This window comes from Mesorhizobium sp. LNHC232B00 (assembly GCF_000502435.1).
Classification (GTDB): Bacteria; Pseudomonadota; Alphaproteobacteria; order Rhizobiales; family Rhizobiaceae; genus Mesorhizobium; species Mesorhizobium opportunistum.
Genome location: NZ_AYWP01000006.1, coordinates 1 through 22,940, shown reverse-complemented (window position 1 = coordinate 22,940; position 22,940 = coordinate 1). Strand labels below are relative to the sequence as shown.

The 22,940-nt window shown below is 63.5% G+C and carries 21 protein-coding genes; 16 read left to right on the top strand and 5 right to left on the bottom strand.

The window, feature by feature from the left end; all coding sequences use genetic code 11:
- Positions 1–206: 206 nt before the first annotated feature.
- Positions 207–2,042: an ATP-binding protein gene (locus tag X743_RS159200; RefSeq protein WP_023765051.1), complete on the bottom strand. Its 1,836-nt coding sequence runs from the start codon at positions 2,040–2,042 to the stop codon at positions 207–209.
- 167 nt (positions 2,043–2,209) lie between these two features.
- Here X743_RS159200 and X743_RS159205 point away from each other — a divergent pair, with 167 nt between their 5' ends.
- From X743_RS159205 to X743_RS159215, 3 genes are read left to right on the top strand one after another with little or no spacing between them, the layout of a single operon-like run.
- A complete protein-coding gene (locus tag X743_RS159205) occupies positions 2,210–2,773 on the top strand; it encodes an XRE family transcriptional regulator (protein WP_023765050.1) in 564 nt (187 codons plus the stop codon).
- 4 nt (positions 2,774–2,777) lie between these two features.
- Complete coding sequence (locus X743_RS159210) at positions 2,778–3,086, top strand: hypothetical protein (RefSeq protein WP_023765049.1); 309 nt, start codon at positions 2,778–2,780, stop codon at positions 3,084–3,086.
- Positions 3,087–3,138: 52 nt separating this feature from the next.
- Entirely contained in the window at positions 3,139–3,672 is a 534-nt protein-coding gene (locus tag X743_RS159215) for a GNAT family N-acetyltransferase (RefSeq protein WP_023765048.1), read from the top strand.
- Here the strand turns inward: X743_RS159215 and X743_RS159220 are convergent, their stop codons facing one another.
- Positions 3,673–4,560 carry a LysR family transcriptional regulator gene (locus X743_RS159220; RefSeq protein WP_023765047.1) on the bottom strand — a complete coding sequence of 296 codons (888 nt, stop codon included), beginning with the start codon at positions 4,558–4,560 and terminating at the stop codon, positions 3,673–3,675.
- A gap of 120 nt (positions 4,561–4,680) precedes the next feature.
- Here X743_RS159220 and X743_RS159225 point away from each other — a divergent pair, with 120 nt between their 5' ends.
- Both X743_RS159225 and X743_RS159230 read left to right on the top strand, forming a co-directional pair.
- A complete protein-coding gene (locus X743_RS159225; protein ID WP_023765046.1) occupies positions 4,681–5,832 on the top strand; it encodes a gamma-butyrobetaine dioxygenase in 1,152 nt (383 codons plus the stop codon).
- Entirely contained in the window at positions 5,829–6,413 is a 585-nt protein-coding gene (locus X743_RS159230; RefSeq protein WP_023765045.1) for an HD domain-containing protein, read from the top strand. Before X743_RS159225 ends, X743_RS159230 begins: the two co-directional genes overlap by 4 nt.
- Before the next feature lie 202 nt (positions 6,414–6,615).
- On the opposite strand, the gene X743_RS159235 is transcribed toward X743_RS159230, so the two are convergent.
- Entirely contained in the window at positions 6,616–8,418 is a 1,803-nt protein-coding gene (locus tag X743_RS159235) for an NAD(P)/FAD-dependent oxidoreductase (protein WP_023765044.1), read from the bottom strand.
- Between the two features lie 579 nt (positions 8,419–8,997).
- Between X743_RS159235 and X743_RS159240 the strand changes: the two genes are divergently transcribed.
- From X743_RS159240 to X743_RS159275, 8 genes are all read left to right on the top strand, one after another.
- Positions 8,998–10,749, top strand: coding sequence for an acetolactate synthase 3 large subunit (locus X743_RS159240; protein WP_023765043.1), 1,752 nt, complete (start codon positions 8,998–9,000; stop codon positions 10,747–10,749).
- A gap of 84 nt (positions 10,750–10,833) precedes the next feature.
- Entirely contained in the window at positions 10,834–11,409 is a 576-nt protein-coding gene (gene ilvN, locus X743_RS159245; RefSeq protein WP_013894763.1) for an acetolactate synthase small subunit, read from the top strand.
- A gap of 109 nt (positions 11,410–11,518) precedes the next feature.
- Positions 11,519–12,115, top strand: a complete 597-nt coding sequence (locus X743_RS159250) for a LysE family translocator (RefSeq protein WP_023765042.1) — start codon at positions 11,519–11,521, stop codon at positions 12,113–12,115.
- A gap of 216 nt (positions 12,116–12,331) precedes the next feature.
- The gene (locus X743_RS159255; RefSeq protein WP_023765041.1) at positions 12,332–13,627 is read left to right on the top strand and encodes an efflux RND transporter periplasmic adaptor subunit; all 1,296 of its coding nucleotides are present in this window, start codon (positions 12,332–12,334) and stop codon (positions 13,625–13,627) included.
- A complete protein-coding gene (locus X743_RS159260) occupies positions 13,624–16,794 on the top strand; it encodes an efflux RND transporter permease subunit (protein WP_023765040.1) in 3,171 nt (1,056 codons plus the stop codon). The genes X743_RS159255 and X743_RS159260 overlap by 4 nt, the downstream gene beginning before the upstream one ends.
- A 79-nt stretch (positions 16,795–16,873) precedes the next feature.
- A complete protein-coding gene (gene nthA / locus X743_RS159265; protein WP_023765039.1) occupies positions 16,874–17,497 on the top strand; it encodes a nitrile hydratase subunit alpha in 624 nt (207 codons plus the stop codon).
- Positions 17,494–18,153 carry a nitrile hydratase subunit beta gene (gene nthB, locus X743_RS159270; RefSeq protein ID WP_023765038.1) on the top strand — a complete coding sequence of 220 codons (660 nt, stop codon included), beginning with the start codon at positions 17,494–17,496 and terminating at the stop codon, positions 18,151–18,153. Before nthA ends, nthB begins: the two co-directional genes overlap by 4 nt.
- Positions 18,140–18,511 (top strand): nitrile hydratase accessory protein, encoded by a 372-nt coding sequence (locus X743_RS159275; RefSeq protein WP_023765037.1) that lies wholly within the window; start codon positions 18,140–18,142, stop codon positions 18,509–18,511. The genes nthB and X743_RS159275 overlap by 14 nt, the downstream gene beginning before the upstream one ends.
- A 41-nt stretch (positions 18,512–18,552) precedes the next feature.
- On the opposite strand, the gene X743_RS159280 is transcribed toward X743_RS159275, so the two are convergent.
- Positions 18,553–18,852, bottom strand: a complete 300-nt coding sequence (locus tag X743_RS159280; protein ID WP_023765036.1) for a DUF1330 domain-containing protein — start codon at positions 18,850–18,852, stop codon at positions 18,553–18,555.
- Between the two features lie 111 nt (positions 18,853–18,963).
- Between X743_RS159280 and X743_RS159285 the strand changes: the two genes are divergently transcribed.
- On the top strand, positions 18,964–20,091 hold the full coding sequence (locus X743_RS159285) for an ATP-dependent RecD-like DNA helicase (RefSeq protein WP_013894771.1): 1,128 nt from the start codon (positions 18,964–18,966) through the stop codon (positions 20,089–20,091).
- Between the two features lie 2 nt (positions 20,092–20,093).
- On the opposite strand, the gene X743_RS159290 is transcribed toward X743_RS159285, so the two are convergent.
- The gene (locus tag X743_RS159290; RefSeq protein WP_013894772.1) at positions 20,094–20,513 is read right to left on the bottom strand and encodes an STAS/SEC14 domain-containing protein; all 420 of its coding nucleotides are present in this window, start codon (positions 20,511–20,513) and stop codon (positions 20,094–20,096) included.
- A gap of 150 nt (positions 20,514–20,663) precedes the next feature.
- Between X743_RS159290 and X743_RS159295 the strand changes: the two genes are divergently transcribed.
- Together X743_RS159295 and X743_RS159300 are read left to right on the top strand one after the other, a co-directional pair.
- Positions 20,664–21,404, top strand: coding sequence for a pyridoxine 5'-phosphate synthase (locus tag X743_RS159295; protein ID WP_023765035.1), 741 nt, complete (start codon positions 20,664–20,666; stop codon positions 21,402–21,404).
- 100 nt (positions 21,405–21,504) lie between these two features.
- Positions 21,505–22,940, top strand: a 1,436-nt coding sequence (locus tag X743_RS159300) for a KUP/HAK/KT family potassium transporter (protein WP_023765034.1), incomplete at its 3' end; no start/stop codon positions are given.

The following is a 22,940-nucleotide window of genomic DNA, read 5'->3' as shown; positions in this document are numbered from 1 at the left end:
ATTGAATTCGTGAGGCTGGCCGTTTGCCGCTGTTTTCTGCGCTTCCGGTGCTCACGGACTGAATGTCCGCTCCGCTCCGGTTCTCGAAAACAGCACCACCCGGACTCAGCCTGACGAATTCCCTGATGGGATTTGCCCAAGCTGGCCAACGAAGCTGGCCCTTGGATGTTGCTCGGAGCTATCGACGGATGGACTTGACGCCAGGCTCAATCGTTCTGAGGGCGCAGGCCGAAGGTGGCGGGCTTGAGGCCGTAGCGCATGTCGAAATCGTCGTCCGATTGGACGCGGGTGGTGGCCGGCGGCTTGCGGTAGTCGGGATCGCCTGCCTGCCTGCCGGAATCGACCACTTCGGCGAACGGCATGCCCTGCGGCTGCGGCTTCGGCACGTTGCGCAGCCGCTCGACGATCGCCACCAGATCGACGTCGTCGTTTAATTTCGCTGCTTCCTGCTGCTCTCGCTTCGCAGCGCCTGGAAGCAACTCGGCGGGCAGTCTTTCGAACTTCAGCCGCATGGTTGTCGCCACGCCTTCGCCGAAGGCGATGGCTTCGCGCTGGCCCATGGACGACAGGAAGGCGAGTGTGGAGGCGGACGAGTCGGCGATTGCCGAACGGATGATCGCCTGGTCCTGCTCGTTGGCGAGGCGCATGGCGAAGAAGGTCGAGCATTGCGACAGGATGGTCGGGTCGAGTTCGCCCGGACGCTGGGTGACGACACCGAGATAGCAGCCGTATTTGCGGCCCTCCTTGGCGATGCGCGACAGCGCGTGCCTGGTCGGCGCGAAGCCGAGGCGGGCGTCGGCCGGCATGTAGCGATGCGCCTCTTCGCACAGCAGCAGGAGCTGCAGCTTGCCTTCGCTCCACAAAGCAAGGTCGAAAGCCAGGCGCGCCAGCACCGAACAGACGGAATTGACTACTTCGGAGGGCATGCCGGCCATCTCGAAGCAGGTCACCGGCCGGCCATGATGCGGCACGCGGAAGATGTTGCCGATCGTCTCGTGGATGGTGTCCTCGATCAGGCGCGAACTGAACATGAAGCGGTAGCGCGGATCGGCGGCCGCCGATTCGATGCGCGTCTTCAACGATTTGAGCGTCGGGCGCTCGTTCTTGCTTTCGAGCATGCCCGTGCGCTCGTCGATTTGCTTGAGCAGGTCGGCGATGCGGTAGGGTACCGGCGTATCGGCGGTCAGCGCATCGTTGCCGCGCCTGAGGTAGGCGCCCGAATTCGGGTTGCGGTAGAGGTTCTTGGCGAGCGGAATGAGGTCGCGCAGCGCGTCGATCTCCTCCGGCACCGTCTCGCGCCCGCGAAACAGCACCTCGGCGAACTCCTCAAGCTTGAACATCCAGAACGGCAGGTCGAGCGTCTTGGAATCGACCCTGACGCAATATTCGGGCAGCGATGCCGCGAACTCGTTGTGCGGGTCGAGGATCAGGATGCGCAGATCCGGCCGCGCCGCGATCGATTTGCGCAGCAGGAGCGAGACGGCGGTGGATTTGCCGACGCCGGTGGTGCCGACGATGGCGAAATGGCGCGCCAGCGTGTCGTCGATAGCGATGTTGGCGGCGATCGTCTCGTCCTGCGACAGCGAACCGATGGTGATGGAATGGCGCCCGGCCAGATCGTAGACCGCCTGCAGATCCCGGCTGCGGATGCGGTGCGCGACGGCGCCGATATGCGGATAGGTGGTGATGCCGCGGTCGAAGATCGGCTTGGCGCCGGGCTCGGCGCCGTCACGCACTTCGCCGATCAACTCGATGCTGACCTCGATGGCGTTCTGGCCTTCATTGTTCCAGGCGCGGTCCGACTTGCCGATCGCATAGACGAGACCAACGGTGCGCGTCGTGCCCAGATTGATCGAGATCATCTTGCCGACCGTCCACAGGCCGGTGACCGCGCCATCGACTTCGTCGGCAAAGGCGCTGATGGTGGCGCGGGCGCCGTCGCATTGCACGACATTGCCAAGGATGCGCCTGTCGTTCTGCTCTGCGTGGCGGCGCTCCTGCGATGTCGGTTCTCCGACGGAAGCTTCGCGTTCGACAAACATGGACAGGACAATCCCCATTTCCCTTGAGCATCGACCCTACAGGGAACGGGGTTAAGGTCGGGTGAGGTCGGATGGTGTAGAGAGGATTAAAGATCCGGCTAAAATTGTCGCGGTATGGCTCTTCTCCCATCTTGTCTCCAATCTTGGAATTTCGCTATACTGGACGAATGGATGATATAGCGAACGACATTTCCTCCACTATCGGCAGGCGCATACACGCCGAGAGGGTCATGCGCGACTGGTCGCTGGCGGAGCTTGCCGAGCGATCGGGGGTTTCCAAGGCGATGTTGAGCACGATCGAGCGCGGCAAGACCAGCCCGACCGCGGCTCTTCTGGTGCGGATCGCCGCGGCGTTCGGCATGACGCTGTCGACCTTGATCGCACGGGCGGAATTGCAGGGTGGTGGGCTACTGCGCGAGAGCGACCAGCCTATGTGGCGCGATCCCGATACCGGCTATGTCAGGCGGCATCTTTCACCGGCCTGCGACATGCCGCTCGAACTGATCAAGGTGCATCTGCCGGCGGGCGCCAAGGTCAGCTTTCCGGCAGCGTCCTACGCCTTCATCAAACAGCAGATATGGCTGATTTCCGGGCGGTTGGAATTCGTCGAGGGCGATGTGGCGCACCGGCTCGAGCCCGGCGATTGCCTGGCGCTCGGAGCGCCGTCGGACTGCACCTTCCATGCGCTGGAGCCGGGCGCCGACTATCTCGTCGCGCTGGTCAGGGGCTGAGATCATGGCAAGACGGCCAAAGCGCTCCCACAATGGGGGGCCGCCCCTCGATGAGTACAAAGGACCGCCATGGGGCAAGGGCGATCCCTACATCTTCCTCGCCTGGCAGGCGGCCCATGCCAAGGCATGGAAGGCGCCGAGCCGCGATGTCATGCTGATGCGCATGGACAAGGCCGAGAGGCTGGGCCTGACCTATGAGGAATACACGCTCGAGATCCTGGAGCGCGGACGGCATCTCGGGCAAGAAGACACCGACCGCATCAGCGCCATCAAGGCCGCGCGCAAACGGCGCCGTGTGCGCCAACTGGGCTGACCGGGGCAAGCTTGCTTCACTCATTTCACTGCTTCCAAAGGATATCGAGGGCATGCATTCCATCGAAATCGAAGCCCTCGGCGCACGTCCGGACACGCTGTCGATGCTGACTGACCTGCTGGTCGAAACGGTTGCCGCCGGCGGATCGGTCAGCTTCATGCATCCGCTGGCGCCGGAAGCGGCGACCGCATTCTGGGAAAGATCGTTGGCAGCGGCGGCAAAAGGGGAAAGGGCGGTGCTTGGCGCCTGGGACGGCAAGGCCCTGATCGGCACGGTCACCCTGCTGCTCGACTGCCCACCCAACCAGCCGCACCGGGCCGAGATCGCCAAGCTGATGACATCGGTCGAACATCGGGGCAGGGGTATCGGGACGCGCCTGATGCGGGCTGCGGAGCGTGTCGCCGTCGAGAAGGGGCGCACGCTGCTGGTTCTGGACACGGCGACGGAGGAAGGCGCTGCGGGCCTCTACGAGAAGCTTGGTTTCACCCTGGCCGGCGAAATCCCGGACTATGCGCTTAAACCGCATGGCGGCCTGACCGGTACGCTGATCTACTGGAAGCGTATCGGCACACGGGTAGGGGTATAGTCAGGACGAGGCCACACCGGAGAGGCGCCCCAGCAGCCAGGTGCGGAAATCCTGCTCGGCGCTGGTGAGCCGTGCGGTCGATGCCTTTGTCAGGAAATGCCCCGAGGTGCTGGAAAGCTCGAAGTCCGAGAGCCTGACCAGCGTTCCGTTGTCGAGCGCCGCATCGATCAGAGGGCGCGACCCTAAAAGCACGCCGGCACCGGCCCTCGCCGCTTCCATGGCGGCGACGAAACTGTCGAAGCGGTGTGATCGCTGGAGGTGGCCGGCCAATCCGGCCGCCGCGAACCACTCCGCCCACATTTCGCGTGCACCGGCGACCAGAAGCAGCGGCAGGGATGTCCAATCGGCGTCGGCGGCCAAGGCTGGAGCCGCCACCGGCACCAGCCGCTCGGCGGTCAGCCTGTCGGCCTCGCGCCCGGGAAAGGCGCCGTTGCCGAAGCGGATGTCGAGTGCCGACCCCGGCAGATCGTAGTCGGTCGGGCGATGGATCGTGACAAGATCGAGCTGGATGCGCGGCAATGCCCCGGCGAGATCGGGAAGTGCCGGAACCAGCACCAGCAAGGCGAAGGAGATCGGCACCCGGATCGAGACGGTCTGGACGGCGCGCGGCTCGAACAGTTCGGTCGTGCTGCTGGAGATGGTGGCGAAGGCCGACTGGATGTGGGGCAGGTAGGCGGCGCCTTCCGGCGACAGTGCGACGCCTCGCGCCAGCCGCGAGAACAGCCGGGTCTTCAGCCGCTCCTCCAGAAACCGGATGTGCTGGCTGACGGCCGCCTGGGTGAGGCCGAGTTCGGCAGCCGCAGCCGTGAAATTCGACAGCCGCGCGGCGGCCTCGAAACTGCGCAGCCAGTCGAGCGGCGGCAAGGCGGGAATGGTTTTTCGAGCCATTAGTTATTTACGGTCTCTGGCCAAAAAATGATAATTTGAGTTATGCCTGTCGTGGGGCGAACATGCAATCGAAACCCTGCGGACCGGGCCGCGGGGTGTAGCGGACAGGGACGGATTTCCATGCTCACCCATGCGCTGGTCGGCGACGAAGGCAGAACGATCGAACTTGGCTGGCAGGACGGGAGGCGCACCCGCTTTCACGCCATCTGGCTGCGTGACAACGCACTCGACGACAAGACTCGCAGCGCCGGCAACGGCCAGCGCCTCATCACTATCCTCGACATTCCGGCCGAGACGAGAATTGGCGCGGCGGCGATCAAGGCCGGCATGCTGGAGGTCAGCTTCGTGCCGGAAGGAAAAACGGTCAGCTTTCCCGCGCCATGGCTGAGTGCCAACGCCTATGACCGCGATGAGCTCCGCCAGCCCGGCTGGACGGGCGATATCATCCAGCGCTGGACCAAAGCGACGATGCAGAATTCGGTGCCGCGCGCCAGCTACCCGGCAGCCAGTCACAGCCGCGGTGTCCTGCGGGAGTGGCTTTCGGCGGTGAGGACCTATGGCTTTGCGGTGATGGACGGCCTGCCGGCCGAATCCGGAGCACTCTGCAAAGTGTCTGACCTGTTCGGCTACATCAGGGAAACCAATTACGGCCGCTGGTTCGAAGTGCGCGCCGAGGTCAATCCAAACAATCTTGCCTACACCAATCTCGGCCTCCAGGCACACACCGACAATCCCTATCGCGATCCGGTGCCGACGCTGCAGATCCTGTCCTGCATCGAGAATACGGTGGAGGGCGGCGAATCGAGCGTAGTCGACGGTTTTGCCGTCGCGGCTGCCTTGCAGGCCGAGAACCCGGAAGGCTTCCGCCTGTTGAGTTCATGCCCGGCGCGTTTCGAATATGCCGGCTCGTCGGGCGTGCGGCTGCAGGCCAAGCGTCCGATGATCGAGCTCGGTCCCGATGGCGAACTGATCTGCATCCGCTTCAACAACCGCTCGCTGGCGCCGACCGTCGACGTCCCCTTCGCCGACATGGAGGCCTACTACGCCGCCTATCGCCGGTTCGCCGAGCTGATCGAGGATCCGTCCTTCGAAGTCACCTTCAAGCTCGAACCCGGCCAGGCCTTCATCGTCGACAACACGCGGGTCATGCATGCCCGCAAGGCGTTTTCGGGCACCGGCAAGCGCTGGCTGCAAGGGTGCTACGCCGACAAGGATGGTCTGTTGTCGACGCTCGCCGCGATCGAGCAAGATTTCAAGGAGGCCGCGGAATGAGCGGCCAGGATTTGAACGCGGACAACATCGTCGAATTCATCGCCGACATTTTCGAGCGCCGGGGTGCGGAATCCTATCTGGGCGAGCCGGTGACGATGTCCGAGCATATGCTGCAGGGGGCATGGCTGGCGGAGCAGGACGGCGCGCCCGAGGTGCTGGTGGCGGCCGCGCTGCTGCACGACATCGGCCATTACACCAGCGAGTTCGGCACCTACTCGCCCGAGGACGTCGAGGACAAGCACCATGACGAAGCCGGCGGCGAGGTGCTGGCGCCGTTCTTTCCGCCTGTCATCGTCGAATGCGTCAGGCTGCATGTGGCGGCCAAGCGGTATCTCTGCGCCACCGACCCGACCTATTTCTCCAAGCTGTCGCCGGCTTCGGTTCATACGCTGTCGCTGCAGGGCGGACCGATGAACGCCGACGAGGTGGCCGAGTTCCGCAAGAACCCGTTCCATGAGGAAGCGGTTCGGGTTCGCATCTGGGACGAGGGCGGCAAGGTCGCCGACATGAAGACGCGGGCGTTTCGCGACTATGTGCCGTTGCTGCAGCGGGTGGTTCGCGACTTCGCCAACCGCGCCTGACGCAACCAGTCACCGGGAGGAGATCGCCCATGTGTTTCTGCTTCGACGGCGACAATACGGTCGCCGGCCCGCCCCGCTTTGCCGGACGAGCGCAAGATCCTCGAGCGCTGGGCCAAGGCGAGCGGCGTGACGTTGCGCGGCTGAAACGAAGGCCCGCGCGGCGAACATGCCGCGCGGAGATTCAAGAAGGCTGGGTGTGCCGTTAGCCTTTGTGGTGCACCTGCTGAAGTCCGTAGACCGGCGTCGGCAGCCCGGCATGCCTGGCCTTCAATTGCAGCGACAGGAACTGCGAATAGTGGCGCGACTGGTGCAGATTGCCGCCGTGGAACCACAGCGCTTCCTGTTGCGTCGGCTTCCACATGTTGCGCAACTCGCCTTCCCAAGGGCCGGGATCCTTGGTGGTGTTCGAGCCGAGGCCCCAGCACTTTCCGACCTTGTCCGCCGTTTCGCGCGATATCAGATCGGCGGCCCAGCCATTCATCGAGCCGTAGCCGGTGGCGTAGACGATAAGGTCGGCAGGCAGTTCCGACCCGTCGCTGAGCAGAACCGAATGCTGCTTGATCTCTTCGACGTCGACACCGCTCTTCAGCTTGATAGACCCGTCGATGACCAGCTGGGAAGCGCCGACATCGATATAGTAGCCGGAGCCTCGCCTGAGGTACTTCATGAACAGGCCTGACTCGTCGTCGCCCCAGTCGAGCATGAAACCGGCCTTTTCCAGTCCCTTGTAGAACGCCGCGTCGCGTTTCTTCATCTCGGCATAGGCCGGGATCTGGAATTCGTGCAGGATCTTGTAGGGCAGGGAGGCAAAGATCAGATCGGCCTTGGCTGTGGTGATGCCGTTCTGAACCGCCTGTTCCGAGTAGAGGGAGCCCAGGCCGATTTCCATCAGCGTGTCGGATCTGGAGATATGGGTGCTCGAGCGCTGCACCATGGTGACGTCGGCGCCGGCTTCCCAAAGCGCGGCGGCGATGTCGTGGGCGGAATTGTTGGAGCCGATGACAACGGCCTTCTTGCCGGCATAGGCATCGGGGCCGGGATGCTTCGAGGAGTGATGCTGGTCGCCCTTGAAGTTCTCCATGCCCTTGAATTTCGGCAGGTTGGCCTTGCCGGACTGTCCGGTGGCCAGCACCAGCTGCTTGGGTTTCAGGGTGATGTCCTTGCCGTCGCGGTGGACGACGACGGTCCATTCCTTCTTCTCGTCGTCATAGGTGGCGCTCTTGGCCTCGGTCGAGGACCAGTAGTTCAGCTCCATCACCTTGGTGTACATTTCCAGCCAGTCGCCGATCTTGTCCTTGGGCGAGAAGACCGGCCAGTTTTTCGGGAAATCGATATAGGGCAGATGGTCGTACCAGACCGGATCGTGCAGGCAGAGCGACTTGTAGCGCTTGCGCCAGCTGTCGCCGGCGCGCTCGTTCTTCTCGATGATGATGGTCGGCACGCCGAGCTGCCGCAGCCGTGCGCCGAGCGCGATGCCGCCTTGGCCACCACCGATGATGACCGTGTAGGGCTGCGTCTTGAAGCCGAGTTCGGCCGCCTCTTTCTCGCGTTCTTCCTTCCATGTCGGGCGGTTCTTGCCCGAGCCATGCCTGGCCCCCATGGGCCGCGCGAAGCCGGCCGGTTCCTCGTGGCCCTTCAATTCGACCATGGTGGTCAGCAGCGTCCAGATCTTGCCGTCCTTCAGCCTGACATGGCCAAAGCCGCGCGCCACTTCGGTCTCGAAACTGATCCAGCCCTCGATCAGCCCGTCGCTCTCGGTCGCGTCCTCACCGCTGGCGAGCGCCCAATGCGACGGCTTTGTCCCGGACAACTGGCTCTTCAGCATGTCGCGGACCTGGTCCTTGCCTTCCATGGTCTTGATGTTCCAGGTGAAGGTGACGAGGTCGCGCCAGTAGCAGTCCTCCTGAAAGCAGCCGATCGCCTTCTCGATGTCATTGGCGGCGAGGGCAGCGCCGAATTGATCGAGCAGGTCGGACAGTTTCTTGTTTGGGGCCTTGTCGAGCATAAGTTTTCCTCCGTGAAATCCAGGCCGTCATGGTTTGCTCCTCCCGACTTGCAAAGCCGGACAATCAAGTATTGGCAATGAGAATAGCCTTCGTCACGCCCCACCATAGTTTCGCGTGGCTTCAAGGACTTATCCGGAAAACATGCTCCCAAGCCGGTTTGACGCGGCGTCCGTCGCGAAATCGTGACGGGTGTTTTTCAAATTGGGAAGCGGCTTCATCGGCGGCGCGATTTTTGCCGTTGACAGCCTGCCTTGCCCGCCCTTAGTGTCCGCCNTTGGGAAGCGGCTTCATCGGCGGCGCGATTTTTGCCGTTGACAGCCTGCCTTGCCCGCCCTTAGTGTCCGCCATCATGAAAAAGGCACTCATTCTCGTAGGAAGGCGCGTGGGCAAGGCGGTGTAACCGCCGGGCGAAAACCTCCCATGCGCAACACACAGGCTCCCTCGGGGGCCTTTTTTATTGCCTAAAACACGACTAAACGACCAGCAGCAGCCAGATGGCAACGCCCAAAGGGCGACAGTACGGGACCAAACCGATGAGCAACGGACAAAGTGAACGGCGCGAAATGCCAAGAGCCGAAATGACGGGCGCCGAAATGGTGGTGCAGGCGCTGAAGGACAATGGCGTCAAGCATGTCTTCGGTTATCCCGGCGGCGCGGTTCTCCCGATCTACGACGAGATCTTCCAGCAGGACGAGGTCGAGCACATTCTGGTGCGGCACGAGCAGGGTGCGGGCCACGCGGCCGAAGGCTATGCGCGCTCGACGGGCAAGGCCGGCGTCATGCTGGTGACCTCCGGCCCCGGCGCCACCAATGCGGTGACGCCGCTGCAGGACGCCTTGATGGATTCGATCCCGCTGGTTTGCCTGACCGGGCAGGTGCCGACCTCGCTCATTGGCTCCGACGCGTTCCAGGAATGCGACACGGTCGGCATCACGCGCCCCTGCACCAAGCACAACTGGCTGGTGAAGGACGTCAACGAACTCGCGGCGACCATTCACGAGGCCTTCCATGTCGCCACGACCGGCCGTCCCGGTCCGGTGGTGGTCGACATTCCGAAGGACGTGCAGTTCGCCAAGGGATTTTATGTCCCGCCGCAGATCGCGCCGCGCACCAGCTACCAGCCCAAGGTCCAGGGCGATCTGGAGAAGATCAAGGCGGCGGTCGAGCTGATGGCGACCGCGAAGAAACCGATCATCTACTCGGGCGGCGGCGTCATCAATTCCGGCCCGGAGGCGAGCCATCTCTTGCGCGAACTGGTCGATCTCACTGGTTTCCCGATCACCTCGACGCTGATGGGGCTCGGCGCCTATCCGGCATCGGGCAAGAACTGGCTGGGTATGCTTGGCATGCACGGCACCTACGAAGCCAACATGGCCATGCATGATTGCGACGTGATGATCTGCATCGGCGCGCGCTTCGACGACCGCATCACCGGCCGGCTGACCGCGTTCTCGCCGAACTCGCGCAAGATCCACATCGACATCGATCCATCCTCGATCAACAAGAACGTGCACACCGAAGTGCCTATCATCGGCGATGTCGGCCGGGTGCTGGAGGACATGGTGCGGCTGTGGCGGGCGACCGCCAAGGCCGACAAGAAGGCGCTCTATCCCTGGTGGGAGCAGATCGCCAAATGGCGCGGTCGCGATTCACTCGCCTACAAGATGAACCATGAGGTCATCATGCCGCAATACGCCATCCAGCGGCTCTACGAACTGACCAAGGACATGGACACCTACATCACCACCGAGGTCGGCCAGCACCAGATGTGGGCGGCGCAGCATTATCATTTCGAGAAGCCGAACCGCTGGATGACGTCAGGTGGGCTGGGCACGATGGGCTACGGCTTGCCGGCGGCTCTCGGCGTGCAGATCGCGCATCCCGATGCGCTGGTCGTCGACATCGCCGGCGACGCCTCGGTGCAGATGACGATGCAGGAGATGAGCGCGGCGGTGCAGCACGATGCACCGATCAAGATCTTCATCCTCAACAACCAGTACATGGGCATGGTGCGCCAGTGGCAGCAGCTGCTGCACGGCAACCGGCTGTCGCATTCCTACACCGAGGCGATGCCGGACTTCGTCAAGCTGGCCGAAGCCTATGGCGGCCACGGCATACGCTGCGAAAAGCCCGACGAGCTGGATGACGCCATCAAGGAGATGATCGCTGTCAAGAAGCCGGTGCTGTTCGACTGCCGCGTGGCGACGCTCGCCAACTGCTTCCCGATGATCCCGTCGGGCAAGGCACACAATGAGATGCTGTTGCCGGACGAGGCGACGGACGAGGCCGTGGCCAACGCCATCGACGCCAAGGGCAGGGAACTGGTGTAAGCCGCGAAGCCAGGGCAGGGCTGTCGCGAGAAGCCGTGCGGAAACAGATCGTTAGATCAAGAGTTTGAAATCGAGATTCATGTCATGAACGCACAGCACCTTCAACCGACCGGCTCCGCCTACTTCATCGCCAAGGAAACGGAGCGGCCGGAAAACCACACGCTTTCCGTGCTGGTCGACAACGAGCCGGGCGTGCTTGCCCGGGTCATCGGCCTGTTTTCCGGGCGCGGCTACAACATCGAGAGCCTGACCGTTTCCGAGACCGAACATGAAAAGCACCTGTCGCGGATCACCATCGTGACCCGCGGCACGCCGCACGTGCTGGAGCAGATCAAGCATCAGCTCGAGCGCATCGTGCCGGTGCACCGCGTGGTCGACCTTACCGTGCGTTCGCACGAGTTCGGCCAGGAGCGGCCGCTGGAGCGGGAACTGGCGCTGGTCAAGGTCGCCGGCACCGGCGAGGCCCGCGTCGAGGCGCTGCGGCTGGCCGACGCTTTCCGCGCCTCGGTCATCGACGCCAACACCGAGCATTTCATCTTCGAGATCACAGGCAAGGGCTCCAAGCTCGACCAGTTCATCGCCATCATGAAGCCGCTCGGCCTGGTCGAGATCTGCCGCACCGGCGTGGCGGCGATGAACCGCGGCCCGCAGGGCATGTAGCACCGGCCGGATCCCCCACAGCCGTCAATTCTGGCTCGGCGACCGGCCGGTTCTGGCCTTTGCGGTCGCCGGAAAGAGACAATAATACTGACGTATCTGGGAGGATATCATGTCGCTCGACGCATTCCTCGCTCTTTTGGTCTACGCTTTCGTCACCTCGATCACGCCGGGGCCGAACAACCTCATGCTGCTGGCTTCAGGTGTGAATTTCGGCCTGGTCAGGAGCGTGCCGCATATGCTTGGCATCAGCATCGGTTTCCTGGTGCTGCTGCTTGCCGTCGGCCTTGGTTTTGGCGCCGTGCTGACGGCGGTTCCGGCGCTGCATACGGCGTTGAAGATCGCCGGCGCCGCCTATCTGCTCTACCTCGCCTGGAAGATCGCCATGTCGCGCTCGTTCGCAGGCAAGGGCGAGGCAAGCGGGCGGCCGATGCGCTTCATCGATGCGGCGGCGTTCCAGTGGGTCAATCCCAAGGCCTGGGTGATGGCGGTCACCGCCATGGCCGTCTACAGCAATCCGGAGCACCCGTTCCTGTCGGTGGCGCTGATCTCGGTGGCTTTCACCATCGTCAACCTGCCGAGCGTCTCGGTATGGGCGGGATTCGGCACGGCGCTGCGCGGTTTCCTGTCGGATCCGGTACGGCTGAAATGGTTCAACATCGCCATGGGCGTGCTGCTGGCGGCGACGCTTTGGCCGATGTTGAAATAGGTTTTCCTCGGGGCTCGTCGTAGCTTCGGCCAGCGGCCATGCCGGGTGCACATCCATTGTGCAGTGCACATTAAATCTTCGTAATGCCGTGTTTTGGCCCTTTTCCGACAAAGGCGTGTCCTATCTATTCGGCGAAATCGCGGCAGGGAGCCCGTGAGTTGCGCTAGAATACGACCACCTGGCTATGGCGTGTCGGACAGAGAGGGCCTTTTGTCGATGCGTGGAAAAGTCATTCTTTCTTTGCTGGCGGTCGCCTGCGCGGGTGCTGCCTGGCTCTATCTGTCTCCCGATGCGCTGAGCCGGGCTCAACAGTTGATCGGCGCAAAGCAGGTCGCGGTGGCATCGAACAAGCAGGCTCCGGACAAACAGGCCCCGGGCACGCAGGCTGCGGACAAACAGGCAGGCGGCAAGCAGGCGGCTGGCGGCAATGGTGCGCGTTCGGCCTCGATCGTCTCGGCGACGGCGACGACGGCTGATTTCCCGATCCGGCGCTATGCCATCGGCTTCGTCTCCTCTCCGGCGGTGGTCAATATCAACGCGCGGGTGTCCAGCCAGATCGTCTCCATCGACGTCAAGGACGGGCAGATGGTGAAGGCCGGGGATCTCCTGTTTTCGCTTGATGATCGTGCCCTGAAGGCGCAGCTCGCCAAGGACCAGGCGACACTCGCCAAGGACCAGGCCCTGCTCGCCAGCTCGAATTCCGATCTTCAGCGCGCCAAGGACCTCGTCGCCAAGCAGGCCGGCACGCAGCAAACCTACGACCAGGCGGTTGCCGCGCAGAAGGCCGCGGCGGCGACCGTCGATGCCGACAAGGCGACGATCGATGCCGACAACGTCCAGCTTGGCTTTGCCACCATCACGGCACCGATCGCCGGCAGGCTGGGTGCCGTCAGTGTCGCCGTCGGCGATCTTGTCACCGTCAGCAATGGCAACAGCAGCACGGCGACGCCGTTGGTGACCATCACCCAGATGGACCCGCTGCAGGTGAACTTCAATCTGCCGGAAAGCAACCTTGCGCTGCTGCACAAGGCGCTGGCCAATCCGCAGCAGGGGGCAGTGACGCTGACCCAGGACGGCGACCCGACGCCGATCGGCAAGGGTACGCTCGATTTCGTCGATTCCAGCGTCGACACGGCTTCCGGCACCATCGCCACGAGAGCCAGCATACCGAACGCCGATCTTTCGCTGTGGCCGGGCCAATATGTGAATGTCGTCCTCGACGCCGGCATCATGCCGCGGATGACCTCGGTTCCCACGGTCGCGGTGCAGCCGAGCCAGAAGGGGCCGTTCGTCTATGTGGTCAAACCCGACAACACCGTCGAGATGCGGCCGGTGCAAGTGGCGCTGACCGAAGGCGAGAACAGCGCCATCAGCCAGGGGGTGAAAGCTGGCGAGAAGGTGGTCACCGAAGGCCAGACGAGGCTCAAGAACGGTGCCGCCGTGCATGAGGGCGCCTCCACGGCAGCACCCAAGGTGGCCGAGGCGAGCAGTGCCGGCGGGGCGGCCCAATGATCTCCGAATTCTGCATTCGCAGGCCCGTCGCCACGCTCCTGATGTCGTTCGCTCTCGTGCTGGGCGGGCTGTTCGCCTACAAATTCCTGCCGGTCGCCGCACTGCCCAGCGCCGAATTCCCGGTGGTCAACGTCTCGGCCTCGCTGCCCGGCGCCTCGCCGGAAACCATGGCGACATCGGTAGCGACGCCGCTGATCAAGCAGTTCGCGACCATCGCCGGCATCGATTCGATTTCGACCACGAACTCGCTCGGCCAGACCTCGATCGCCATCCAGTTCGTGCTCAACCGCGACATCGACGCGGCGGCGGCCGACGTGCAGGCGGCGATAGCGCGCACGCAGAAATCATTGCCGCCGCAGATGACGTCGCCGCCGAGCTACCGCAAGGTCAATCCGGCCGACGCGCCGATCCTTTTGATGTCGCTGGTCAGCGACACGGTTCCGCTGACCGACCTCGATGCCTTCGCCGAAAACGTCATCTCGCCGTCGCTGTCGACCATTGACGGCGTGGCGCAGGTCTCGATCTTCGGCCAGCAGAAATACGCGGTGCGCATCCAGATCGACCCGACCGCGCTTGCCGCCCGCGGCATCTCGATCGATCAGCTGCAGGCGGCGGTCGCGTCCGCCAACAGCAACACGCCGCTCGGCGTGCTGCAGAACGACAAGCAGCAGCTGACGATCACCGCCAACACCCAGCTGACCGACGCCGCCGGCTTCTCCAACCTCATCATCGCCACCAAGAACGGCCACCCGGTGCGGCTGGGCGAAGTGACCCGGGTCGTCAATTCCGTGCAGACCACGACGACCGCAAGTTGGTATGACGGTACCCGCGCGATCATCATGGCCGTCCAGCGCCAGCCCGACGCCAACACGGTCGACGTCGTCGACAAGGTCAAGGCGATGCTGCCGTCCTTCCAGGACCAGATGCCGGCCGCGGCCCAGATCAAGCTGCTCAACGATCGCTCGACCTCGATCCGCCAGGCCGTCGACGACGTGCAGTTCACGCTGCTTTTGACCATCGCGCTGGTGGTGATGGTGATCTTCGTGTTCCTGCGCCGGGTGACGGCGACCATCATCCCGGCCGTGGCGGTGCCGATCTCGCTAATCGCCACGCTCGGCGCCATGTTCCTGTTCGGCTTTTCCATCGACAACATCTCGCTGATGGGCCTGACGCTCGCGGTTGGCCTTGTCGTTGACGACGCCATCGTGATGCTCGAAAACATCTTCCGCCATATGGAGGAGGATGGGCTGTCTGCCTTCGACGCGTCGCTGAAGGGCGCGCGCGAAATCGGCTTCACCATCATCTCGATCTCGATCTCGCTGGTCNCGCTGGTCGCCGTGTTCATCCCGGTGCTTCTGATGGGCGGCGTCATCGGGCGCATCTTCAACGAGTTCGCCGTCGTGGTGACGGTCGCCATCCTGGCGTCGATGTTCGTCTCGCTGACGCTGACGCCGATGCTGTGCTCGCGGCTGCTGTCGGTGACCAAGGCCGACCGTGAGGCGCACGGTGCGGGCCACAAGCGCGATTTCATCACGCGCGGCTACGACCGTGTCCTCAGCTTCTGCCTGCGGCACACCTTCCTGGTGTTCCTCGTCTTCATCGGCACCGCGGCGGCGTCGGTGTGGCTGATCCAGGTATCGCCGAAGGGCTTCTTCCCGCAGGAGGATATCGGCCAGATCTCGGTGACCACCATCGCGCGCCAGGACATCTCGTTCGACGCCATGGCCAAGTTGCAAGGGCAGGTGGCCAGTGTCTTCTCGCATTCGCCCTATGTCGACCATGTCGCGTGGTCGGCGGGCAGCGGCAACAACGCGCTCAACCAGGGGCAGCTCTTCGTCCAGCTCAAGGGCAAGGACCAGCGTCCCGATATCGAGAAGGTGCTTTCGGATCTGCGCAAGCAACTGGCCGGCGTGGCGGGCATCGAGACCTACATGCAGCCGGTGCAGAACCTGAGACTGGGTTCGCGCTCGTCGGCCAGCGCCTACCAGCTGGTGGTTCAGGGGCTGGACACCGGCCAGACCGATATCTGGGCGCAGAAACTCAATGACGCGATGGCGGCCGACCATGCGACCTTCACCGACGTCACCAGCGATTTGCAGAACAATGCGCTGCAGGCATCGCTGGTGGTGGATCGCGACAAGGCCGCCCAGCTCGGCATCGACACCGACACGCTGCGCAGCGCTCTCTATGGCGGTTTCGGCACCGACCAGGTTTCGACGATCTTCGGCTCGGCCGACAGCTACGAGGTCATCACCGAGCTCGATCCCAAGATCGAATGGTCGCCCGAGCGGATGCTCGCCATCCAGATGCGGACGGCGAGCGGCAGCCTGGTTCCGCTCGGCGCCTTCGCCCGCGTCGACCGCACGGCCGGTGCCCTGACGGTCAACCAGCTCGGCCAGCTTCCGGCGGTGACCATCTCCTACAATTTGCCGCAAGGCGTGGCGCTCGGCGACAGCACGGCCCGCATCAGCGCGCTCAAGGAGCAGATCGGCATGCCGACGGAGATCTCGACGTCATTTGCCGGCACGGCCAAGACCTTCCAGGATTCGCTTGCCAACCAGGGCCTGCTGATCGGCGGCGCCATCCTGACCATCTACATCGTGCTCGGCATCCTCTATGAGAGCTTCATCCACCCGCTCACCATTCTGACCGGCCTGCCGTCGGCGGTGCTCGGCGCCGTCGTTGCCTTGCGCTTCGCCGGCATGGATCTGTCCGTCATCGCGGTGATCGGCATCCTGATGCTGATCGGCATCGTCAAGAAGAACGGCATCATGATGGTCGATGTCGCGCTCGAACTGCGACGAGAAGGCATGTCGGCCACCGATTCCATCCACAAGGCGTGTCTGATGCGTTTCAGGCCGATCATGATGACGACGCTGGCAGCACTGATGGGCACTTTCCCGATCGCGCTCGGTACCGGCGCCAGCGCGGAACTGCGCCAGCCGCTGGGTGTCGCGGTCGTCGGCGGCCTGCTCGCCTCGCAGGCGCTGACCCTGTTCGTGACGCCGGTGATCTATGTCTACATGGAGAATTTCTCGGGCTGGCTGGTCGGGCTGATGGCGAAGCGCAAGCCCGAGCTGCACGTTGTCGACGTGGGCGATCAGCCGTCCTTGTTCGGCACCAACGACGACATTCAGGGCGAGCCGCAGAAAACCGCCGCCGAGTAACGGCTTGATGCGGTCCGGATAAAAGCTGGCCCAAGCCGTCATGCTTGCGGCCGGCGGATCGGAGCCATAGTTTGTGGCAATGTCCCACGATCATGACCACGACAACGAACTCGATCCGTTTGCCGCCCGCGTGCGGGCGCTGGAGACCATCCTGACCCGCAAGGGGCTGATCGATCCGGCTGCGATCGACGTCATCGTCGATACCTACGAGACCAAGATCGGTCCGCGCAACGGCGCCAGGGTGGTGGCGAAAGCCTGGAGCGATCCGGCCTATGCCGACTGGCTGAGGCGCGACGCGACGGCGGCCATCGAATCGCTCAGCTACACCGGCCGGCAGGGCGAGCACATGCAGGCGGTGTTCAACACCGATGAGACGCACAACCTCGTCGTCTGCACGCTGTGTTCCTGCTATCCGTGGTCGGTGCTCGGGCTACCGCCGGTCTGGTACAAGGCGCCGCCCTATCGTTCACGCGCCGTCATCGACCCGCGCGGCGTGCTCGAGGAATTCGGGCTGACGCTGCCGGTGGACAAGAAGATCCGCGTCTGGGATTCGACCGCGGAACTGCGCTACCTCGTCGTGCCGCAGCGGCCACAGGGCAGCGAAGGCTGGAGCGAGGAGCAACTGGCCGGGCTGGTAAGCCGCGATGCCATGATCGGCACGGCGCTGGCCAAAGTACCGGAACAGACGAGGGGGCCGACATGAACGGTCCCCAGGATCTCGGCGGACAGATGGGGTTCGGGCCCGTGGCCCCTGAAAAAGATGAACCCTATTTCCATGCCGATTGGGAGCGGCGCGCGCTCGGCGTGACGCTGACGGCCGGCGCCATGGGTGCCTGGAACATCGACGAGAGCCGGCACGCGCGGGAATCGCTGCATCCCGCCGACTATTATGGTTCCAGCTACTACCAAATCTGGATCAAGGCGCTGGAGACCTTGCTCAATCGCCATGGTTTCGTCAGCGAACGCGATCTCAGGGCAGGCGGGGCGATCGATGCGGCGGCGACACCGAAACGGGTGCTGAAGGCGGAAAACGTTCCGGCCGTGCTCGCCAAGGGCGGCCCCTGCAACCGGCCGGTCGAGACGGCGCCGCGCTTCAAGGCCGGCGACGCCGTGCGGACGAAGAATTTCAACCCGACCGGCCACACCAGGCTGCCGCGCTATGCGCGTGGCAAACGGGGCACGATCGAGGCGGTGCGCGACGGTTTCGTCTTTCCCGACACCAACGCGCATGGGCAAGGCGAGAACCCGCAATGGGTCTATACGGTGGCTTTCGATGGCACGGAGATCTGGGGCGAGGGCGCCGACCCGACGCTGACCGTGTCGATCGACGCCTGGGAGAGCTATCTTGAGCCGGCCTGAAGGTACCGCTGCCGATTTGCCGCCGGGGGTCGATGCCCCGGTGTTTGCCGAGCCATGGCAGGCCGAGGCCTTCGCCTTGACGGTGGCCCTGCACGACAAGAGGCTGTTCTCGTGGAACGAGTGGGCGGATGCTCTGTCGGCGCAGGTGAAGAAGCCGAACGCCGCGGCTGACGGCCGCGATTATTACGAACATTGGCTGGCAGCACTAGAAAACCTGCTTGCGTCGAAAGGGCTGGCCGCCAAATCCGATGTCGACGCGATGGCGCAGGCCTGGGAACGCGCCGCGCATGCCACCCCACACGGCAAGCCGATCCTGCTGGAGAACGATCCGACCGGTCACGATCAAGCGAGCAGATAACTGCCTTCCCGGTACGTCCTTGTTCTCGTCTTGGCCAATCTTTAATCGGTGGGGATCATGCCTTCGAGAGCAATGATCCTCGTCCTGGCGGAGCGTTCGCGGATAGCTTTGAGCCGTCCGTATTCTGGAGAATCATACCATTCCACGAGGGAAGCCATGTTTGGGAACTCGACAATCACCAGGCGATGAGGTTCCCAATCACCTTCCAACACCTTGGTGGCTCCGCCGCGGGCAATGTACCTTCCCCCGTAGCGCGCTTCTGTTGCTGGGACATCCCGGCGGTATTCTTCGAAAACGGCGGCGTCTGTTATGTCTACGTCAGCGATAAGATATGCTGCCATTGCCCTTTCCTCCGCGAAAGGAGGCATTGAAGCACGTTCATTAGCTATCCCGCAACTAAGCACGGTGACGGCTGTCTTGTCTTTGTCTTGCGAATCCGGTCTCTCACGCTAATGGAATTTTCACCCCAACAGGACGAGGCGCTGCAAGCGGTTGCCCGCTGGCTCAAAGAGGGCCGGCCGCAGCTGTTCCGTCTGTTCGGCTATGCCGGCACCGGCAAGACGACGCTGGCGCGCTATTTCGCCGAGCATGTCGACGGCCAGGTGCAGTTCGCCGCCTTCACCGGCAAGGCGGCGCAGGTGCTGCGCTCCAAGGGGGCAGTCAATGCCCGCACCATCCATTCGCTGATCTACCGGCCCAAGGGCGAGGAATCGGTAGAGGACGAGGTGACCGGCAAGACCTCGATGTCGCCGACCTTCTCGCTCAACCGGCAGAGCCCGATCTCGCGCGCCAAGCTGGTCGTCATCGACGAATGCTCGATGGTCGACGAGCAGCTCGGCCGCGACCTGATGAGTTTCGGCACGCCGATCCTGGTGCTGGGCGACCCCGGCCAGTTGCCGCCGATCTCGGGCGGCGGTTTCTTCACCGACCACGAGCCGGATTTCCTGCTCACCGAAATCCACCGGCAGGCGCGCGACAATCCGATCCTGCGGCTGGCGCTCGACGTGCGCGAGGGCCGAGAATTCATGCGCGGCGACTACGGCACGGCGCAGGTGATCGGCAAGGAGGACGTCAACCAGGAGCTGGTGCTCAGGGCGGACCAGGTGCTGGTCGGCACCAACCGCACGCGCCGCCGCTACAACCAGCGCCTGCGCGAACTCAAGGGCTTCAATGCCGACTATCCGCAGGCGGGCGACAAGCTGGTCTGCCTGCGCAACGATCCCGCCAAGGGGCTGCTCAACGGTTCGCTGTGGAAGGTGATGACCTCGTCGCGCGAGACGGTGAAACCCGGCATCAACCTTCTGGTTTCGCCCGAAGAGGACGATCCGGACCGCGGCGTCGCCAAGATCAAACTGCTCAAGGCGGCATTCGAGGATCCGGACGCCGAAATTCCCTGGCAGCAGAAGAAGCGCTTCGACGATTTCGACTACGGCTACGCGCTGACCGTGCACAAGGCGCAGGGCTCGCAGTGGAACGAGATCGTGCTGTTCGATGAAAGCTGGGCCTTCAAGGAAACGCGCCAGCGCTGGCTTTATACCGCGATCACCCGGGCCGCCGAGCGGCTGACCATCGTCAGGTAGCGTTACGACGATGGCTTTTCTCGCGCACCGACCCGCTGGACCCCGAGCCATTCCCAGGCGTCGGCTTCGTCCTCGGCCTTGAAATGCCTGAATTCGATGGGTGACGACGCGGGCAAGGCGTGTCGTGCGTCCGCCGTCCAGTCGGGCGTGCCGATTGCCGCGCACCTGCCTATGTGCTCCAGTGCGTGGACGGCGCCCTGCTTGAGGGTTTCGTCGGAGATGTCGGTCCAATCGACGCCGTCGTGATCGACCATGCGCACGGCCACGTCGATTCGCTGGTGGAGCGCGTACGCCGCCTCCAGCAGGCCGAACAGGTTTTCCGCATCGGCCGCCGCGACATGCCCGACCACATCGATTGCGAACAGGTCGTCGCGATCGGTGTCGATGCGACGGATCGCCGGCACGGATTGCAGGAAATTCACGGGCGGAGCCTCCTTTGGCGGAAATATCGGTCTTCTGGAACACCGGAAACCCCCTATCTGTTCCCGTCAAAGGCGCTATAGATGCCCGGTCTCAAGCGCGCCGCGGCTGAACGGCGCGCGCAAACCGCCTGATCTCACGGACGCCAGCCCATGCCCGCAAAGCTTTCCGTCAACCTCAACGCCATCGCCATGCTGCGCAACCGGCGCGACCTGCCATGGCCAAGCGTGATCGGCGTCGGCCGCCTTGCCCTTGCCGCCGGGGCACATGGGCTGACGGTCCACCCACGTCCCGACGAACGTCACACAAGGCATTCCGACCTGCCCGAGATCAGGGCGCTGATCGACGATGAGTTTCCGCAAGCCGAGTTCAACATAGAGGGCTACCCGAGCGAGGATTTCCTGGCGCTTGTGGAAAAACATCAGCCCGAACAGGTGACGCTGGTTCCCGATGACCCGGCACAGGCAACTTCCGATCATGGCTGGAACTTTGCCGCCGACTCGGCGTTCCTGACACCGGTCGTCAGGCGTCTGAAGAAGAGCGGTTTCAGGGTGTCGTTGTTTTCGGACGCCGATCCTGTCGGCATGGCGGCCGCGCGCGACACTGGCGCTGACCGAATCGAACTCTATACCGGCCCTTACGGCAGCTACCATTCGGATTCCGAAAAGGCCGCCAAAGAGCTGGAAAGATTGGGAAAAACCGCCGATGCGGCATTCGCCGCCGGCCTTCAGGTCAATGCCGGGCACGATCTGACAGTGGACAATCTGCCTGCGTTGGCAAGGCGTATTCCGGCATTGGCCGAAGTGTCGATCGGACACGGGTTGACAGCCGACGCGTTGGAGTATGGCATGGCCGGCACGGTGGGTCGGTTTCTAAAGGCTTGCGGCTGGTAGGGGTAGAGAGCGTCGCTTTGCAGGTATGGCAGCCATAGCGTGCAATTGACATCGCATCGCAGCATGCATGAAGCACCGCGTGCTTGTCGGGGAGTGGTCCATGGACCTTGCCACTCGCGTTAGCGAGGCCGAAACCGTCGAGCAATCGAGCCATTCGGGGGCCGAAAAGCAAAGCACCAAAGTTCTGATGCTGGGGGCGCTCGGTGTCGTCTATGGTGATATCGGCACCAGCCCGATCTACGCCTTCCGCGAGGCGCTTCACGCTTCGCCCGGTATCGATACGCGCGTTCACGTGCTTGGCGTGCTGTCGCTGATCGTTTGGGCGCTGACGATCATCGTGACCATAAAATATGTCGCCTTCGTGCTTCGTGCCGACAACAAGGGCGAGGGCGGCACGCTGTCGCTGATGTCGCTGGCGCGCAGCGCCTATCCCAAGGGCGCGCGGCTCATCCTGGCGATCGGTCTTTGCGGCGCGGCGTTGTTTTTCGGCGATTCGATCATAACGCCGGCCATCTCCGTGCTGTCGGCGGTCGAAGGGCTCAGGGTGGTGACCCCGACACTGGACGCTTACGTCGTGCCGATCACGCTGGTCATCCTGGCCGTGCTGTTTTCGGTGCAGCGCTTCGGCACGGGGAAGGTGGCGGCGGTGTTCGGGCCGGTGACCGCGCTGTGGTTCCTGGCCATCGGCGTCGCGGGGCTCTATCATCTGACGGACGACCCATCGATCCTGCTGGCCATCAATCCCTATTACGCGGTCGTCTATCTCGCCAGCACACCCACGGCCGCCTTCGTCACCGTCGGCGCGGTGTTCCTGGCGGTGACCGGGGCCGAGGCGCTCTATGTCGATCTCGGCCATTTTGGACGCAAGCCTATCGTGCTGGCGTGGTTTTCCGTGGTCTTCCCCTGCCTCCTGCTCAACTATTTCGGGCAGGGTGCCTTTGTGCTGGCCAATGGCGGAAGGCCGACCGATCCATTCTTCCAGATGCTGCCCGACTGGGCTCTGATGCCGATGGTGGGACTGGCGACGGCCGCGACCGTCATCGCCAGCCAGGCCGTCATCTCGGGTGCCTTTTCGCTGACCCGCCAGGCGGTGCAGCTCAACCTTCTGCCACGCATCGAGGTGCAGCATACGTCCGAAATGCAACTCGGCCAGATCTACATGCCGCGGGTCAACCTGCTCATCGCGCTGGGGGTGATGCTGCTGGTCGTCGGTTTCGGCAGCTCGAGCTCGCTGGCTTCCGCCTATGGCATCTCGGTCACCGGCGAAATGCTGATGACGACCATCCTGCTGTTCGTGGTGATGCGCAAGCTGTGGAAGTGGAAGCTGGCGCTTGCCCTGGCCTTGACCGTGCTGTTCGGTGTCATCGACAGCGGCTTCTTCCTGGCAAACATCGTGAAGATATTCGAAGGCGGCTGGGTATCGATCACGGTTGCCTGCCTGATGGGGCTGATCATGTGGACCTGGATACGCGGCACCCGCTACCTGTTCGACAAGACCCGCCGCAACGAGATCCCGCTCGATTTCCTCGCCGGCAA